Annotated in this window: 14 protein-coding genes and 1 tRNA gene; 8 read left to right on the top strand and 7 right to left on the bottom strand. The window is 63.8% G+C overall.

Going from position 1 to position 16,974, the window contains the following annotated elements:
- Nucleotides 1–8: 8 nt before the first annotated feature.
- Nucleotides 9–2,726, bottom strand: a complete 2,718-nt coding sequence (gene mdeB, locus BMW76_RS00250; protein ID WP_090861552.1) for an alpha-ketoglutarate dehydrogenase — start codon at nt 2,724–2,726, stop codon at nt 9–11.
- 174 nt (nt 2,727–2,900) lie between these two features.
- Here mdeB and BMW76_RS00245 point away from each other — a divergent pair, with 174 nt between their 5' ends.
- The gene (locus BMW76_RS00245) at nt 2,901–3,443 is read left to right on the top strand and encodes an Lrp/AsnC family transcriptional regulator (RefSeq protein WP_090861550.1); all 543 of its coding nucleotides are present in this window, start codon (nt 2,901–2,903) and stop codon (nt 3,441–3,443) included.
- Between the two features lie 42 nt (nt 3,444–3,485).
- On the opposite strand, the gene BMW76_RS00240 is transcribed toward BMW76_RS00245, so the two are convergent.
- Entirely contained in the window at nt 3,486–5,123 is a 1,638-nt protein-coding gene (locus BMW76_RS00240; protein ID WP_090861548.1) for an acyl-CoA synthetase, read from the bottom strand.
- 470 nt (nt 5,124–5,593) lie between these two features.
- Here BMW76_RS00240 and BMW76_RS00235 point away from each other — a divergent pair, with 470 nt between their 5' ends.
- Nucleotides 5,594–5,866 carry a hypothetical protein gene (locus tag BMW76_RS00235; RefSeq protein WP_090861546.1) on the top strand — a complete coding sequence of 91 codons (273 nt, stop codon included), beginning with the start codon at nt 5,594–5,596 and terminating at the stop codon, nt 5,864–5,866.
- Nucleotides 5,867–5,884: 18 nt separating this feature from the next.
- Here the strand turns inward: BMW76_RS00235 and BMW76_RS00230 are convergent, their stop codons facing one another.
- A complete protein-coding gene (locus tag BMW76_RS00230; protein ID WP_090861544.1) occupies nt 5,885–6,256 on the bottom strand; it encodes a DUF2591 domain-containing protein in 372 nt (123 codons plus the stop codon).
- A gap of 193 nt (nt 6,257–6,449) precedes the next feature.
- Between BMW76_RS00230 and BMW76_RS40950 the strand changes: the two genes are divergently transcribed.
- A complete protein-coding gene (locus BMW76_RS40950) occupies nt 6,450–6,611 on the top strand; it encodes a hypothetical protein (protein ID WP_177200271.1) in 162 nt (53 codons plus the stop codon).
- A 93-nt stretch (nt 6,612–6,704) separates the two neighbouring features.
- Here BMW76_RS40950 and BMW76_RS00220 read toward each other — a convergent pair.
- From BMW76_RS00220 to acs, 4 genes are all read right to left on the bottom strand, one after another.
- Nucleotides 6,705–6,795, bottom strand: a tRNA-Ser gene (locus tag BMW76_RS00220).
- 61 nt (nt 6,796–6,856) lie between these two features.
- Nucleotides 6,857–8,875 carry a sodium:solute symporter family protein gene (locus tag BMW76_RS00215; RefSeq protein WP_090861542.1) on the bottom strand — a complete coding sequence of 673 codons (2,019 nt, stop codon included), beginning with the start codon at nt 8,873–8,875 and terminating at the stop codon, nt 6,857–6,859.
- Complete coding sequence (locus tag BMW76_RS00210) at nt 8,872–9,237, bottom strand: DUF4212 domain-containing protein (protein ID WP_090861540.1); 366 nt, start codon at nt 9,235–9,237, stop codon at nt 8,872–8,874. Before BMW76_RS00210 ends, BMW76_RS00215 begins: the two co-directional genes overlap by 4 nt.
- A 200-nt stretch (nt 9,238–9,437) precedes the next feature.
- On the bottom strand, nt 9,438–11,420 hold the full coding sequence (gene acs, locus BMW76_RS00205) for an acetate--CoA ligase (protein ID WP_090861538.1): 1,983 nt from the start codon (nt 11,418–11,420) through the stop codon (nt 9,438–9,440).
- Nucleotides 11,421–11,915: 495 nt separating this feature from the next.
- Between acs and BMW76_RS00200 the strand changes: the two genes are divergently transcribed.
- The 5 genes from BMW76_RS00200 (at nt 11,916) to murI (ending at nt 16,956) form a co-directional block, all read left to right on the top strand.
- Complete coding sequence (locus BMW76_RS00200) at nt 11,916–12,806, top strand: DMT family transporter (protein WP_090862436.1); 891 nt, start codon at nt 11,916–11,918, stop codon at nt 12,804–12,806.
- A 335-nt stretch (nt 12,807–13,141) separates the two neighbouring features.
- Complete coding sequence (locus BMW76_RS00195; protein WP_177200289.1) at nt 13,142–13,705, top strand: TIGR00645 family protein; 564 nt, start codon at nt 13,142–13,144, stop codon at nt 13,703–13,705.
- Nucleotides 13,706–13,760: 55 nt separating this feature from the next.
- Nucleotides 13,761–15,296 carry a fumarate hydratase gene (locus tag BMW76_RS00190; RefSeq protein ID WP_090861534.1) on the top strand — a complete coding sequence of 512 codons (1,536 nt, stop codon included), beginning with the start codon at nt 13,761–13,763 and terminating at the stop codon, nt 15,294–15,296.
- Nucleotides 15,297–15,475: 179 nt separating this feature from the next.
- Nucleotides 15,476–15,955, top strand: coding sequence for a bacterioferritin (bfr, locus tag BMW76_RS00185; RefSeq protein ID WP_087736060.1), 480 nt, complete (start codon nt 15,476–15,478; stop codon nt 15,953–15,955).
- A gap of 110 nt (nt 15,956–16,065) precedes the next feature.
- The gene (gene murI, locus BMW76_RS00180; RefSeq protein WP_407668868.1) at nt 16,066–16,956 is read left to right on the top strand and encodes a glutamate racemase; all 891 of its coding nucleotides are present in this window, start codon (nt 16,066–16,068) and stop codon (nt 16,954–16,956) included.
- The last annotated feature ends 18 nt before the right edge of the window (nt 16,957–16,974 follow it).

Genomic DNA, 16,974 nt, shown 5'->3' with positions numbered 1-16,974 from the left:
ATGGCGGCTCACTTTTCCCACGGCACGCGCCGATCCGCGTCGAGCCTGCCGTAGCGTCCAAGCGCCTGCCGCACGGTATCGCGCGAAACAACGCCGTCGTCGGCGAGCGATTTCAGCGCCGCGATCGCGATCGATACCCGATCCACCTCGAAGAACGCGCGCAAGGCCGCGCGCGTGTCGCTGCGCCCGAAGCCGTCCGTGCCGAGCGTCACGTAGCGGCGCGGCACATACGCGCGAATCAGCTCGGGCACGGCGCGCACATAATCGGTTGCCGCGATGATGGGGCCGCGCGATACGGCGAGCGCCGATGTGACATAAGGCGCCTCGTCGTCGGCATCGGCATCGAACAGGCGCTCGGCGCGCTCCGATGCGACGCCGTCGCGATGCAGTTCAGTGAAGCTCGTCACGCTCCACACAGCCGCGTCGATCTGCCAGTCGTCCTTCAGCATGCGCGCCGCCGCCTGCACCTCGCCGAGTATCGCGCCTGAGCCGAGCAACTGAACCTGCGCCGTATCGAGCGCCACGGCATCGAGCGGATACATACCCTTCAGCACGCCGTCGCGCACCGCATCGACGGGCGCGGCTGGCAATGAAGGCTGCGCGTAGTTTTCGTTCGTGACCGTGAGGTAATAGAACACGTCGTGCTGACGCTCGATCATCTCGCGCATGCCTTCGTCGACGATCATCGCGATCTCGTACGCGAACGCGGGATCGTACGCGCGGCAGTTCGGCACCGTCGATGCCGCCAGATGGCTCGTGCCGTCCTGGTGCTGCAAGCCTTCGCCGCCGAGCGTCGTGCGGCCCGCCGTCGCGCCGATCAGAAAGCCGCGGGCGCGCTGGTCGGCGGCGGCCCAGATCAGATCGCCGATGCGCTGGAAGCCGAACATCGAGTAGTAGATGTAGAACGGCAGCATCGGGAGATCGTGGACGCTGTACGACGTCGCCGCCGCGATCCACGACGATATCGCGCCCGCCTCCGAAATGCCCTCTTCGAGTATCTGGCCGCGCGTATCTTCGCGGTAGTAGAGCATCGAGCCCATGTCTTCGGGCTCGTACAACTGGCCGAGCGGCGAATAGATGCCGACCTGGCGGAACAGGTTCGCCATGCCGAACGTGCGCGCCTCGTCGGCGACGACGGGCACGATGCGCGGCCCGAGCGACGCGTCCTTCAACAGACTGCCGAGCATCCGCACGATCGCCATCGTCGTCGACATCTCCTTGCCGTTCGCGTCCAGCGCGAATTGCCCCCAGGACGGCATCGCAGGCACGGTCGGCGTCTGCGATGCGGCTCTCCGCCTTCTGGGCAAATAGCCTCCCAAGGCAGCCCGGCGCGCATGCAGGTACTGCATTTCCGGGCTTTTTTCCGCTGGCTTGTAGAACCGGAGCTGCTCGACGTCGTCATCGGAGAGCGGCAGACGGAAGCGGTCGCGAAACGCCTTCAATTGCTCGACGTCGAGCTTCTTCTGCTGATGCGTCGTCATCCGCCCCTGGCCGATCGAGCCCATGCCGAAGCCCTTCATCGTCTTCGCGAGAATCACGGTCGGCTGGCCGCTGTGCTTCGACGCGCGGTCATACGCTGCGTGCAGCTTGCGCACGTCGTGGCCGCCGCGCCGCAGGCGGTCGATGTCGTCGTTGCTCAGATGCGCTGCGAGCGAGGCCAGCTCCGGGTTCTGGCCAAAGAAGCGTTCGCGGTTGTAGGCACCGTCGTTGGCCGAGAAGGTCTGGAACTGGCCGTCGACGGTATGCGCGAACGCGCGCAGCAACGTGCCCGTGCGATCGCGCGCGAAGAGGGCATCCCAGTCCGAGCCCCACAGCACCTTGATCACGTTCCAGCCCGCGCCCGTGAATTGCGCTTCGAGTTCGTCGATGATGCGGCCGTTGCTGCGCACGGGACCATCGAGCCGCTGCAGATTGCAGTTGATCACGAACACGAGGTTGTCGAGCCCTTCGCGCGCGGCCAGCGACAATGCGCCGATCGATTCAGGCTCGTCCATCTCGCCGTCGCCGAAAAAGCCCCACACCTTGCGGCCTTCCGTCTTCAGCAGGCCGCGATTGTGCAGGTAGCGCATGAAGCGCGCCTGGTAGATCGCGTTGATGGGCCCGATGCCCATCGAGCCCGTCGGGAACTGCCAGAAGTCCGGCATCAGCCATGGATGCGGATACGAACACAGCCCCGGCCCGGCGATCTCGCGCCGGTAATGCTCGAGATGCGTCTCGCTCAGGAAGCCTTCGAGAAACGCGCGCGCATACACGCCCGGCGACGAATGCGGCTGGAAGTAGACGAGATCGCCGCCGCGCGCATCGTCTGGGCCGCGAAAGAAATGATTGAAGCCGACTTCGAACAGATCGGCCGCCGACGCATAGCTCGCGATATGACCGCCCAGTTCGCCGTATGCGCGATTGGCGCGCACGACCATCGCCAGCGCATTCCAGCGCAACGCGGCGGCGAGCCGTTCTTCCGTGTCGAGATCGCCGGGATAAGGCGGCTGCTGATCGACGGGAATCGTATTCGCGTACGGCGTGACGCTCACGCGCGCCGACGCGATGCCGTTCGACAGCGCATGCGCGGCGAGCCGGTCGAACAGATACTGCGCGCGCTCGATGCCGACATGCTGAACGACGCCATCCAGCGCGGCGAGCCATTCGGCCGTTTCCTGCGGGTCGCTGTCGACGCGAGCTTGAGTGAGGGCTTGAACGGGTTGAGCACCGCTCGATAAATCGGTCATGGCGCGACTCCGGCAGAAGAGAGACGTGAAAGGCGGCGGAATGTCGAAACGACCTGGCAACGTCGGATCAGCTTACCCATGCAGTCACAAAATGTGCGTCTCTTTTGCTTGCTCGCGCGCTTTCAGATAGTGTATTTATTCCTGAAATTCAGCTTCATATGGAATGTTTACACTATGACATCGGAAGCCAGATCCGCCACCGCAAGGCGGCTCGACCGTATCGACATCGCGATTCTCCAGCAGCTACAGCAGAACGCACGCATCACGAACGCGGAGCTGGCGCGTGCCGTGAACCTGTCGCCGACGCCGTGCTTCAACCGCGTGCGCGCGCTTGAAAAGCTCGGGCTCTTTCGTCAGCAGGTCACGCTGCTCGATGCCGGGGCGCTTGGGCTGCGCATTAACGTGTTCATTCAGGTGAGCCTCGAAAAGCAGGTCGAAGATGCGCTGCGCCGCTTCGAACAGGAAGTCGGCGAGCGGCCCGAGGTGATGGAGTGCTATCTGATGACGGGCGACGCCGACTATCTGCTGCGCGTCGTCGTGCCCGACATGCAAAGCCTCGAACGCTTCATCGTGCAGTGGCTCACGAAGATTCCCGGCGTGTCGAACATCCGCTCGAGCTTCGCGCTCAAGCAGGTGCGCTACAAGACGGCGTTGCCGCTGCCCGTCGCGGGCCTCACGCTGTCCGCGGATGACGATGTGCCGCGCGAATGGGCTTAAAGAAGGCTCAGATCCGCTCGCGCGCCGCTTGCGCGCACGGGCTCAGCGCTGCGGCGGCGAAACGCGCTCGCGCAGTTCGCGGCGGATCACTTTGCCCGTCGCCGTCATCGGCAGCGCTTCGACGAAATGAATCGCACGCGGATACTCATGCGCGGCGAGATGCGTCTTCACGTGCTCCTGCAAAGTCCGCACGAGCAGATCGCCGGGTTCGTAGCCGGGATTCAGCACGACGAAGGCGGTGACGATTTCGGTGCGCTGCACGTCGGGCGCGCCGACCACAGCTGCCATCCGCACGGCGGGATGACGCAGCAGGCAGTCTTCGATTGGCGCGGGACCGATCCTGTAGCCGGCGCTCGTGATCACGTCGTCGTCGCGGCCGACGAAACGGATGAAGCCGTCCGCGTCCATCAGACCCATGTCGCCCGTCAGCAGCCAGTCGCCGCGAAACTTGTCGCGCGTGGCCGGCTCGTTGCGCCAGTAGCCGAGAAACATCACCGGGTCCGGCGCGCGGATCGCGATATTGCCGGGCTCGCCGCGCGGGACGGTCTGCCCTGCATCGTCGACGATCGCGACGCGATGCCCCGGCACCACCTTGCCGATCGAGCCGGGACGCGGCTCGAACAGCGTCGCGCACGACGACACCACGACGTTGCACTCCGTCTGGCCATAGAATTCGTTGATCGTCACGCCGAGCGCACGCCGCCCCCAGTCGATCAGCTCCGCGCCGAGCGACTCGCCGCCGCTCGCGACTGCGCGCAGCGAAAGCTTCCATCGCTCCGGATGCTCGACGGCGCGCATCATCTTCAACGCGGTCGGCGGCAAGAACGTGTGCGTAACGGCATATCGCTGCATCAGATCGAAGGCCGCTTCGCCATCGAACTTCTCGAAGCGCCGCGCGAGCACGGCCACGCCGTGATGCCATGCGGGCAGCAGAACATCGAACAGACCGCCGATCCATGCCCAGTCGGCGGGTGTCCACATCAGCCGCGCATCGGCGGGGAAAAACGCTTGCGGCATCTCCACGCCGGGCAGATGGCCGAGCAGCACGCGATGCGCGTGCAGCGCGCCCTTCGGCTTGCCCGTCGTGCCGGACGTGTAGATGATGACGGCGGGATCGTCCGCGGAGGTCGCCTCTGCATTGAACGCGGCCGGCGATTCGTTGAGCGCGGTCCAGAACGATTCGACCTGCGATGCGGGATCGGCTTGCTCGGCGTGGACGCAAAAGATCGCGCGCAGTTCGGGCAATGCGGCGCGCACCGAGGCGATCTTCTGCGCGCCGCTCAGGTCCGTGACGAGCGCGACCGCGCCGCTATCCGACAAGCGGTATTGGAGCGCATCGGGCCCGAACAGCGCGAAGAGCGGCACCGCGATTGCTCCGCACTTGTAGACGGCGAGATGCGCGATCGCCGTCTCGACCGATTGCGCGAGAAAGATGCCGACGCGGTCGCCCTTCTTCACCCCACTGCGCCGCAGCGCATTCGCGAAGCGGTCCGACAGCGACTTCAGTTCGTCGAACGTGTAGCGCGTCGCCTGCCCTTTGCGCGTCTCGCAGATCAGCGCGAGACGGCCGCTGCCGTCAGCCCACTTGTCGCACGCGTCGACGCCGATGTTGTATTGCTGCGGAATGCGCCATTCGAATGCGGCGATGAGACCGTCGTAGGTGTCAGCGGCGGGAAGCATCAGTGTCTCCTGAGTGTTGCTTATACATGCGGCAATGCGCTCGATGTCATGCTACTCCGCAAGCGACGCGGATGATCCGCACAACGCGTCGAGTTCGCAGATGTCGATGCCGGACGTCGAATCGCATACAGGTTGCGCGTTGCGGGCCCTGGCGGGACATTTGCGTCTTCATTTGAGTCTATCTCATCTTTTGCGTCAAGTGAGGGATAGCATAATCGCCCATTTTCTGCGAGTCGTTTTGAAGTGATCGAGCCACGAGGATCAGCATGAATCTCGCATTCTTGAGCTTTACTCAATTCATGTTTTCGCGGCCTGCCAGACGCAATTGGCCCGCCACGTCCGGTATCGGAAGCACATGCAATAACATGGTCCGATGCGTGCCCGCATTGGCGCCGTGAATCGGACCAGGACTTTTTTCGATTGCTTGTTATGGGCATCGGCCGCCACAATGCGCCAACCAGGGGAGGACTATGAAGAAGTGCATTCTGCTGGCCGGGATTGGCGTGCTCGCGGCCTGCACCGCGGTATCGAGCGTGGACAAGAAGCAGAATGGCTATCTCTCGGTCACGAGTCGCGGACGCACCAGCCTCGCATCGTGGAACAGCATCCGCAACGCGGGGCTCAAGCACGCGAAGGCCTATTGCCGCGACCAGAACATGCAGATGCACACCGTCGAGATCCATACGAACGGCGTGCGCAGCGCGGGCAATCAGAGTGTCGAAGTTGTGTTCGAGTGCTTCTGATGAAGCGATGAACGGCGCTCAGGCCGTATTCGATTGATCCGCGACGGTATCGCCGAAATGGCTCGCGACGAACGCGCGCATCGCGGCGATCAATGGCGTGGCGCCCGTCTGTTCGATCGTGCCTGTGCCTGCGGGGACGGAACCCGTCCACGTCGCCTGCTCGCCCGCCGCGGCGGGCACGAGATGAATCCTGGCCCGCTCGATAATCGGGCCGCACTGGGCCCAATCCGTCGACGGCGCGAACGCGGCTTCGAGCGCGCCTTCCGGGTCGCCGTCGCAAGCCGGTTCTTCGATCCAGCAGAAGCCATCGTCGACGCGCGGCTTCGGCAAATTGTCCGCTCGTGCGACCCAGTAATCGAGCAACGCACCTTCCAGATCCGAAACTCTCATCTCTGCTCCTCGTGGAGATCGTGTGTGGCGAACCAGCATCGATTGTGCATCAAGTTCGTGTCGAGATTTGTGACGCTGTGACCGCGGCCTTGCCGCCGTTGAGGGACGCTCGCAATGCATCGACCCTGGCCAGCGTTCTCGCGAGTAGTCACCTACAATGTAAGTTCGGCCACGACTTGATGGAGGGCACGCCGTGAATGAAACGTTGATGGCGTACTTGCTAGGGCCCGTCGTAATGGCAATCGTCGGCGTTGTTCTCTGGATCGTCGCCCATTACCACGGCAAGCCCGGACACGGACGGGGAGCCCGTTGGCTCGACACGCACTACGTCGATTTGATGCACCACAGGCACTGATGGCCCGCGCACAGGCGCCTTTTTGGTGTGCGGCGGGTTTTTGGCGGGCGGAAACGAAAAACGGGCCGAAAAGGCCCGTATTCATGGGTGTCCTGGCGGAGAGAGGGGGATTCGAACCCCCGATAGGCTATTAACCTATACACGCTTTCCAGGCGTGCGACTTAAACCACTCATCCATCTCTCCGGCGGGGACGCGCATTATAGCAAACTCTCGCGCCCTTGCCACCTCAGCCGGATGGCCAGCGTCACGGGTGCCGTATGTAATCCACCAGCGCCCTCGTGTAAGCGTCCGGCTTCGCGTCGACGAGGCTCACCAGCACCGTCACCAGAAACCCGGCCGGCACGCCGAACACGCCCGAGCTGATCGGCTCGATGCCGAACCAGCGCGTCCCGACGAAGCCCGTCAGCTGCGTGAAGAACGGATACGTCGACACGATGTAGTAAATGCACACACCCAGCCCCGCGAGCATCCCCGCGACGGCGCCCAGCCGCGTCGTGCGCTTCCAGAACACGCCGAGCACCAGCACCGGAAAGAGACTCGACGACGCCAGCGAAAACGCCGCGCCGACCAGAAACAGGATGTTCCCCGTATTCAGCGACGCCACATACGAAGCGAACAGCGCCACGCCCAGCAGCAGGATCTTCGAGATCGTCACGCGCCGCTGGCTCGACGCGTCGGGATCGACCATGTGGTAGTAGACATCGTGCGACAGCGCATTGGCGATCGTCAGCAGCAAGCCATCGGCTGTCGACAGCGCCGCCGCCAGCGCGCCCGCCGCGATCAGCCCCGACATCACATACGGCAGCCCCGCTATCTCCGGCGCGGCCAGCACGACCATGTCGGGCTGCATCTGGACTTCGCTCCAGCGCACGATGCCGTCGCCGTTCACATCGGCGATGCTGATCAGGTACGGCTCGATCCGCCGCCACTGCATCACCCACTGCGGCAGTTCGGCGAAGCGATGGCCGACGAGGTTCGACAGAATTTCGTACTTGATCAGCACCGCGAGCACGGGCACCGTCAGGTAGAACAGCGCGACGAAGAAGAGCGTCCAGCCGACCGAGCGCCGCGCCGACGCCACGGAGGTCGTCGTGTTATAGCGCGTCAGAATGTGCGGCAAGCTCGCCGTCCCTAGCGACAGGCACAGCAGCAGCGAAAGAAAATTGCGCAGATGCAGCCGCCGCTCGCCTTCGTTCGCGGCGGGAAACGGCTCGTGCATCTGCACGGGCGCCGCCGCGCGCTGGATCATCTCGTCGCGTTGCTGCGCCCATACGATCTGTGCCATCGCGGCGTCGCGGGGAAAGCGCTCGATCCGCCGTTCGAGATCGGCGATCTCGCGCAACGGTCCGTTGTGCCGCCGCAAGTCGGCGAGCTGATCGGTCAGACGGCCTTTCTCGTCGATATACGACTGCGGCAGGCCGTCGATCTGCGCCTGCATCAGCGCCGCGCGCATCCGGTAATCGTCGCGCACCGACTGCTCGGACGGCGCATCGCGCACGGCGCGCTCCATCGTCTCGACGCGCTCCATCAGACGCCCATAGCCGAATTGCGGCACCCAGCCGAGGCCATCCTTGTGCGCGATCATCGACACGGGAATCAGGAACGCCGCGATGAGGATGATGTACTGCGCGACCTGCGTCCACGTGACGGCACGCATGCCGCCGAGGAACGAACACACGAGAATGCCCGCTAGCCCGCAGAAGATGCCGATCGCAAAGTCGACGCCGATGAAGCGCGTCGCGATCAGTCCGACGCCCTGAATCTGCGCGACCAGATAGACGAACGAACAGAGAATCGCCGACAGCGCCGCAAGACCTCGCACCGCGTTGCTCGAAAAGCGCGTGCCGAGAAAATCCGGAATCGTGTAGCGCGCGAGCTTGCGCACGTACGGCGCGAGCAGAAACGCAACGAGGCAGTAGCCGCCCGTCCAGCCCATCGTGTACGCGAGGCCATCGTAGCCTGTCGCGTAGAGCGACCCGGCAAGCCCGATGAACGACGCCGCCGACAGCCAGTCCGCCGCCGTCGCCATGCCGTTGAATGCGGACGGCACGCGCCGCCCGGCCACGTAGTACTCGACGAGATCGGAGGTGCGCGACAGCAGGCCGATCACGGCATACACGGCGATCGGCACGAACAGGAACACATAGCCGATCCACATGCCCGGCCCGTTCGCGGCTTCGATACGCCACAACAAATAGATGAACGCAAAAAAGCCCAGCGTATAGAGCGAATACGAACGGATCAGCCGATGCGCGAGCTTCATCGGTCGGCCGTGCGCTCGGCGATGTCGTCCTGGGCGCTCGCTTCGAGCGCGCGTTGCAATGCGGCGTCGGCGCGCTGCATCAGCACGATGTAGATCACGATCAGCATCAGATACACGAGGATCGCGCCCTGCGCGCCCATGTAGAACGGCAGGCTAAAGCCCGCGAAACGCACGGGCGCGAGCCCTTTCGCGATCAGCGGCACGATGAACGACACGAAGAAGCCGACCAGCATCAACGCGACAATCAGCACGACGTTGAAGCGCCAGTAGCGCGCGTGCGCGCGCGCCATCGCCTCCGTCACGGGCGGCGGCTCGGGCAAGGGATTGAGGTTGTGACGCGATGTGTGGTGTGGCGCGGCCATGCGCCTATGTATCAAAAACGTGTTGCATCGGCAATCGGGGTTGTCCGCGCAACGACTTGCGTCACCCGTCGAAGCACGCCGCGCGGCACAAAAATAAACGGCGCACCCTGATCGGATGCGCCGTTTGCGTCTTCAAGGCTTCAGGGCCTTAAGGGCCTTAAGGCCCTTAAGAGCCTTACGGCCCCATGCCCTTTCGTCGATCAGCGCGATTCACCCAACTGATCGAGAATCGCCGGGTTCTCGAGCGTCGACACGTCCTGCGTGATCTCCTCGCCCTTTGCGAGCGAGCGCAACAGACGCCGCATGATCTTGCCCGAACGCGTCTTCGGCAGGTTGTCGCCGAAACGGATGTCCTTCGGCTTCGCGATCGGACCGATTTCCTTGCCGACCCAGTTGCGCAGTTCCGCAGCGATCTTCGCGGCCTCTTCGCCTTCAGGGCGCGCGCGCTTCAACACGACGAACGCGCACACGGCCTCGCCCGTCGTCTCGTCCGGACGGCCGACCACGGCGGCTTCCGCCACCAGCGGATTCGCGACCAGCGCCGACTCGATCTCCATCGTGCCGAGGCGGTGGCCCGATACGTTCAGCACGTCGTCGATGCGGCCCATGATCGTGAAGTAGCCCGTCTCCTTGTCGCGCACCGAGCCATCGCCCGCGAGGTACAGCGTGCCGCCGAGTTCTTCGGGGAAGTAGCTCTTCTTGAAGCGCTCGGGGTCGCCCCAGATCGTGCGGATCATCGCGGGCCACGGACGCTTGATGACGAGAATGCCGCCCTGCCCGTTCGGCACGTCCTGGCCCGTTTCATCGACGATCGCAGCCATGATGCCCGGCAGCGGCAGCGTGCACGAACCCGGCACGAGCGGCGTCGCGCCCGGCAGCGGCGAGATCATGTGGCCGCCCGTTTCCGTCTGCCACCACGTATCGACGATCGGGCAGCGCGAGCCGCCGACGTTCTCGTAGTACCACACCCACGCTTCCGGATTGATCGGCTCGCCGACGGTACCGATGATGCGCAGCGACGACAGATCGTAGCTCTTCGGATGCACTTTCGCATCGGCTTCCGATGCCTTGATCAGCGAGCGGATCGCCGTCGGCGCCGTGTAGAACACGGAGACCTTGTGCTTTTGGATCATGTCCCAGAAGCGGCCTGCGTTCGGATACGTCGGCACGCCTTCGAACACGACCTGCGTGCCACCGAGCGAGAGCGGCCCATACGTGATGTAGCTGTGGCCCGTGACCCAGCCGATGTCGGCCGTGCACCAGAAGACATCCGTCGGCTTCCAGTCGAAGGTCCACTTCATTGTCTGCGCGGCCCACAGCAGATAGCCGCCCGTGCTGTGCTGCACGCCCTTCGGCTTGCCCGTCGAGCCCGACGTATAAAGGATGAAAAGCGGATGCTCGGCGCCGACCCATTCCGGCGCGCATTGATCCGGTTCGTTCGCCGTGATCTCGTGCATCCACAGATCGCGCTTGTCGTCCCAGCCGATCTTGCCGCCCGTGCGCTTGTGGACGATCACGGTCTTCACCGCCTCGCAGCCGCCCATTGCGAGCGCCTCGTCGGCGATGTTCTTGAGCGGCAGCGCCTTCCCGCCGCGCATCTGTTCGTCGGACGTGATCAGCGCGACGGCGCCCACGTCGACGAGACGTTCGTTCAGCGACTTCGACGAGAACCCGCCGAACACGACCGAGTGCGTCGCGCCGATACGCGCACAGGCCTGCATCGCGACGACGCCCTCGACCGACATCGGCATATAGATGACGACGCGATCGCCCTTTTTGATGCCGCGTTTCTTCAGCGCATTCGCGAAGCGCGACACACGCTGCAGCATGTCCTTGTACGTGACGTTGGTGACGGTGCCGTCGTCGGCTTCGAAGATGATGGCGACGCGATCGCCATTGCCCGCTTCGACATGCCGGTCGATGCTGTTGTATGACGCGTTCAGTTCGCCGTCTTCAAACCATTTGTAGAAAGGTGCATCCGATTCGTCGAGCACCTTCGTGAAGGGCTTTTTCCAGCTGAGCGTTTCGCGCGCCAGCCTGCCCCAGAAGCCTTCGTAATCGCGCTCCGCTTCGGCGGCGAGCGCCCGATATGCGTCCATGCCGGACACTGCTGCCTGTGCCGTCATTTCGGCGGAAGGCGGAAACACGCGGCGTTCCTGAAGAACCGATTCAATCGCAGACATCGACTACCCCTTGGTGAAGATGAAACATCAATCCTGTGCCGGCGCGCTCGCGATGCGTGCCCGTCCAGCGGGCGCAAGGCGTCGCTCCGTGTCGTCATAGTGGCGCCGCGCGTGACACCGGCCGCGGCGTGTCTCCCACCCTCGTGCCCATCCGCATCGGCGGGCACACTGCGAATCAACGCATGGCAGGTGCGGCGTCGCAACATCGCGCGGACCGCCTGCCCGTTCAACAGCTTCGATCGCTTCCCACGATAAGCGTTGCAACTTACCGCGTACTTACGCGCGGACCGGCCGCGCGTCAGGCAAAACACCAGGCGCCATAACTGCCGACACATCGCGATGCAAGCACATCGCAAGCATCGCAAACGCCGCAAACATCGAGCCTACCTGTCGCTCGCGTGTCTTGCACACGTCCTAGTGCAATTGCTGTCGGCTTTGCGCCGCTGTTATGCGCCCTTTTACAATGCTAACTGAACTAGCCATATGGATTCCAGCTTGAACCGCTATTCACTGTTCCTCATTGCCGCGATGCTGCTCGTCGGCAGCAACGTCGGCATTGGCAAGTCGATTGTTGCGTTCGTTCCCGTTCCGCTCTTCGCCCTGCTGCGTTTCGTGATCGCGATGGCCGTGCTGTGGCCGTTGCTGCGCGTGAGCAAGCTGCGCCGCGTGAAAGCGGGCGAATGGGTCAATCTGTTCCTCCAGGCCCTCTTCGGCACATTCGGGTTTACGCTGCTGATGCTCAACGGCGTGCACCGGACGAGCGCCGTGGCGGCAGGCGTCATCACGAGCACGATACCCGCCGTCGTCGCGTTGTTCTCGTGGATCTTCCTGAAAGAAAAGCCCGATGGGCGGGCACTGGCGTCGATTGCGCTCGCGATCGCCGGCGTAGTCGTCATCAATCTCGCGCACGCAGACAACGCCGCGAGCGCGAACTCGTTCGCCGGCAATCTGATGGTGCTGGGCGCCGTCTGCTGCGAATCGCTGTATGTGATCCTGTCGCGCCGCCTCACGCAGACGCTCGCCCCCATCGATATTTGCGCGTACACGCATCTGTTCGGCTTGCTGCTGATGCTGCCGCTCGGCGTGTCGGCGCTGTTCGCATTCGACTATATGAGCACGCCCGTCAGCATCTGGGCGCTCGTGCTGTGGTACGGGCTGTCGGCGAGCATCTTCTCGTTCTGGCTCTGGATGAAGGGCATCCGTCACGTGCCGGGCAGCCTTGCGGGCGTGTTCAGCGCGGTGCTGCCCGTCGCGGCTGCCGTCTACGGCATCGTGTTCCTCGATGAACGTCCGACGCTCGCGCACGGCGTCGCGCTCGCGTGCGTGATCGCGGGCATCGCGCTCGCGAGCCTCAAGGTGAGGCGCGTGCCGCCCGTCGCGTCGTAGCCTCGGCGTCACACATGACCTCACACATGACCTCACGCGTGACCTCACGCATGGCCCTCGTGCTGATATGCCGGGCGCGCGGGACGCCGTGCGCGCCTCTGCCCGTTTCGACACGGCCGTCATGCATCAAGCTGTACAATAACGCGCCCAGCGCGCTGCGCCGGCCGGTTTCATCGCCGGCCGCCTGAACGTCGGTTGTTCGCTCTCCCGCGTGATCCGCCGTCGTCGATGCGAGCGCGCCCGTGCCCGCTGTTATTCGCCACCATCAAGCGCCAACACTACGCCGACGCCCCATGACTGCCCTGCGCCCCGTTCCTTCCGGCCAGCATCGACGCATGCGCCCGCTGCCCTCCGTAATCTTCATGAGCCGCTGGCTGCAGGTGCCGCTCTATCTGGGCCTGATCGTCGCGCAAGGCGTGTACGTCGTGCTCTTCCTGAAGGAAGTGTGGCACCTCGTCACCGCGTCGATGACGCTCGACGAAACCAGCATCATGCTCGTCGTGCTCGGCCTGATCGACGTCGTGATGATCTCGAACCTGCTGATCATGGTGATCGTCGGCGGATATGAAACGTTCGTGTCGAGGCTCGGCGTCGAGGGCCATCCCGACGAGCCCGAATGGCTCGACCATGTGAACGCTGGCGTGCTGAAGGTGAAGCTGTCGATGGCGCTCATCAGCATCTCGTCGATCCACCTGCTGAAGACCTTCATCAACCCGGATCAGCACACGACGCACGCGGTGATGTGGCAGGTGATCATTCACATCGCGTTCCTCGTGTCCGCGCTGGTGATGGCCTACGTCGACCGCCTCACGACGCACACGCACCCCGAGCATTTCCACGAGCCCGCAGCCGCGCGCACCTTGAAGCAGAAGATTTCCCACTCCCCTGAAAGCGCATGACCGACCGCGCAGCCGCGCAGTCGCGATAACGAGCGCCACCCCACTGAGCCTAGCCATGACCGTCATCAAACAGGAAGACCTGATCCAGAGTATTGCGGACTCGCTGCAGTACATCAGCTACTACCATCCGCTCGATTACATCCAGGCACTCGGCCGCGCGTACGAGCTTGAAGAGAGCCCGGCCGCGAAGGACGCCATCGCGCAGATCCTCACGAACAGCCGCATGTGCGCCGAAGGCAAGCGCCCGATCTGCCAGGACACGGGCATCGTCACGGTGTTCGTGAAGGTCGGCATGGACGTGCGTTGGGCGAGTGAATCCGGTTCGGCGACGATGAGCGTCACCGACATGATCAACGAAGGCGTACGTCGCGGCTACACGCACCCCGACAACGTGCTGCGCGCGTCGATCGTGAGCCCGCCCGAAGGCGGCCGCAAGAACACGAAGGACAACACGCCGGCCGTGATCCACTACGAGATCGTGCCAGGCGACAAGGTCGACGTGCAGGTCGCGGCCAAGGGCGGCGGCTCGGAGAACAAGTCGAAGTTCGCGATGCTGAACCCATCGGACTCGATCGTCGACTGGATTCTCAAGACCGTGCCGACGATGGGCGCGGGCTGGTGCCCGCCGGGCATGCTCGGCATCGGCATCGGCGGCACGGCCGAGAAGGCGATGGTCATGGCGAAGGAATCGCTGATGGACCCGATCGACATTCAGGACGTCATCGCGCGCGGCCCGAAGGACTGGATCGAAGAGCTGCGCGTCGAGCTGCACGAGAAGGTCAACGCGCTCGGTATCGGCGCGCAGGGCCTGGGCGGCCTGTCGACGGTGCTCGACGTGAAGATCATGGCAGCGCCGACGCACGCGGCATCGAAGCCGATCGCGATCATCCCGAACTGCGCGGCCACGCGCCATGCGCACTTCACGCTGGACGGCTCGGGCGTCGCGAAGCTCGAAGCGCCGTCGCTCGACGCATGGCCGAAGGTCACGTGGGCGCCCAACACGGAAACGAGCAAGCGCATCGACCTGAACACGCTGACGCCTGAAGAAGTCGCGTCGTGGAAGCCGGGCCAGACGCTGCTGCTGTCGGGCAAGATGCTGACGGGCCGCGACGCCGCGCACAAGCGCATCGCCGACATGCTCGCGAAAGGCGAGAAGCTGCCCGTCGACTTCACGAACCGCGTGATCTACTACGTGGGCCCCGTCGACCCCGTGCGCGACGAAGCGGTCGGCCCCGCAGGCCCGACCACGGCAACGCGCATGGACAAGTTCACCGAGACGATGCTCGCGCAAACCGGCCTGATCTCGATGATCGGCAAGGCCGAGCGCGGCCCCGTCGCGATCGACGCGATCAAGAAGCACAAGGCTGCATATCTGATGGCCGTGGGCGGCGCGGCGTATCTGGTGTCGAAGGCGATCCGCAGCGCGAAGGTGCTCGCGTTCGAAGACCTCGGCATGGAAGCCATCTATGAGTTCGACGTGCAGGACATGCCCGTGACGGTGGCCGTCGATTCGAACGGCACGTCGGTTCACCAGACGGGCCCGAAGGAATGGCAGGCGAAGATCGGCAAGATCCCTGTCGCGACGGCCTGAGTCTGTTTGTGTCCGTTTGTTTTACGGAAGCCGGGGCGTTATAGTCCCGGCTTTTTATTTGCTCACGCAGAACGCAACACAATTGCGTGAGCAATTCTCATCAACCGCATTCGTCCTTGGCTTTTCGGGTTCAGCCGTTTATCGTACTTGGAAAACCAGGCTCCAGAGAGGGAAAGATCATGCAAGGCGATAAAAAGGTCATCGAATATCTGAACGCCCAGTTGAAGAACGAACTGACCGCGATCAACCAGTACTTCCTGCACGCGCGGATGTACAAGCACTGGGGTCTCGACAAGCTTGGCAAGCATGAATACGACGAATCGATCGGCGAGATGAAACACGCCGACATGCTCATCGAGCGCATTTTCATGTTCGACGGCTTGCCGAATCTGCAGGATCTGCACAAGCTGCTGATCGGCGAAGAGACGAAGGAAATCCTCGAATGCGATCTGAAGCTCGAGCAGATCTCGCAGGGCACGTGCAAGGAGGCGATCGCCTACTGCGAGTCGGTGCGCGATTTCGTATCGCGTGACATCTTCACGACGATTCTCGACGACACCGAAGAGCACATCGACTGGCTCGAAACGCAACTCGATCTGATCGACAAGGTCGGCATCCAGAATTACCAGCAGTCCGCGATGGGTTCGCCCGAAGAATAAAACCGTGGCATCGCCGCGCCTGCGACTCCTGCTACACTTCCGCGGTTCGATCCGCGCAACGTCTTTCGAACGCGCAGCGCGGATTTTCTTATATGGCTTCCATTGAATCCATGACCGCTTCGCCCCCCGCCTCCTCCGCGCTGTCTTCGCTCGCTGCGATTCCCTCGCTCGATCCGCGTGCGCCCGTCGGCATTTTCGACTCGGGCCTGGGCGGCCTGTCGGTGTTGCGCGCGGTGCGCGCGCAACTGCCGAGCGAAGCGATCATCTATGTCGCCGATTCGCTCTACGCCCCCTATGGCGAGCGCGACGACGACTTCATCGCGGACCGCACGCTGGCGATCGGCGAATGGCTCGTCGCGCAAGGAGCGAAGGCGCTCGTGGTCGCGTGCAACACGGCGACGGCGCAGTCGATCGCATTGGTACGCGAGAAACTGCCTATTCAGTTGATCGGCGTCGAGCCGGGCGTGAAGCCCGCGGCACTGCAATCGCGCTCGCGCGTGGCAGGCGTGCTCGCCACACAGGTGACGCTGCGCAGCGCGCGCTTTCAGGCGCTGCTCGAACGCCACGCCGCCGATTGCCGTTTTCTGTGCCAGCCGGGCCACGGGCTCGTGCAGGCTGTCGAGCGCTGCGATATCGGCTCGGCGGAACTGCGCGCGCTGCTCGAAAGCTACATCCAGCCGATGCTCGATGCCGGCGCCGATACGCTCGTGCTCGGCTGCACGCACTATCCGTTTCTCGACGCCGCGATCCGCGATATCGCCGGCGACCGGCTTGCGCTGATCGACACGAGCATCGCGATTGCCCGCCAACTGGAGCGCGTGCTCGACCAACAGGGGCTGCGTCCGCCCGAGCGCGACGCCGCCCAGCCCCGCTTCTGCTCGACCAGCGACGGCGCGCATCTCAGACAGCTCGCGGCGACACTGCTGCAAATCGACGCACCCGTTGAGCGCGTGCACATTCCTTCTCGTCGTACGGCCGCCACGGATTCGCACGCCGCCTGAGCTGATTCCGGTTAGCAG

This window comes from Paraburkholderia diazotrophica (assembly GCF_900108945.1).
In the GTDB taxonomy this organism is placed as follows: domain Bacteria; phylum Pseudomonadota; class Gammaproteobacteria; order Burkholderiales; family Burkholderiaceae; genus Paraburkholderia; species Paraburkholderia diazotrophica.
This window is presented reverse-complemented; position numbering and strand designations above follow the sequence as displayed.

Bases quoted from the DNA above. Each gene is read 5' to 3' on its own strand.
- mdeB (WP_090861552.1), bottom strand. From the start codon at position 2,726: ATGACCGATTTATCGAGCGGTGCTCAACCCGTTCAAGCCCTCACTCAA.
- BMW76_RS00245 (WP_090861550.1), top strand. From the start codon at position 2,901: ATGACATCGGAAGCCAGATCCGCCACCGCAAGGCGGCTCGACCGTATC.
- BMW76_RS00240 (WP_090861548.1), bottom strand. From the start codon at position 5,123: ATGCTTCCCGCCGCTGACACCTACGACGGTCTCATCGCCGCATTCGAA.
- BMW76_RS00235 (WP_090861546.1), top strand. From the start codon at position 5,594: ATGAAGAAGTGCATTCTGCTGGCCGGGATTGGCGTGCTCGCGGCCTGC.
- BMW76_RS00230 (WP_090861544.1), bottom strand. From the start codon at position 6,256: ATGAGAGTTTCGGATCTGGAAGGTGCGTTGCTCGATTACTGGGTCGCA.
- BMW76_RS00215 (WP_090861542.1), bottom strand. From the start codon at position 8,875: ATGAAGCTCGCGCATCGGCTGATCCGTTCGTATTCGCTCTATACGCTG.
- BMW76_RS00210 (WP_090861540.1), bottom strand. From the start codon at position 9,237: ATGGCCGCGCCACACCACACATCGCGTCACAACCTCAATCCCTTGCCC.
- acs (WP_090861538.1), bottom strand. From the start codon at position 11,420: ATGTCTGCGATTGAATCGGTTCTTCAGGAACGCCGCGTGTTTCCGCCT.
- BMW76_RS00195 (WP_177200289.1), top strand. From the start codon at position 13,142: ATGCGCCCGCTGCCCTCCGTAATCTTCATGAGCCGCTGGCTGCAGGTG.
- BMW76_RS00190 (WP_090861534.1), top strand. From the start codon at position 13,761: ATGACCGTCATCAAACAGGAAGACCTGATCCAGAGTATTGCGGACTCG.
- bfr (WP_087736060.1), top strand. From the start codon at position 15,476: ATGCAAGGCGATAAAAAGGTCATCGAATATCTGAACGCCCAGTTGAAG.
- murI (WP_407668868.1), top strand. From the start codon at position 16,066: ATGACCGCTTCGCCCCCCGCCTCCTCCGCGCTGTCTTCGCTCGCTGCG.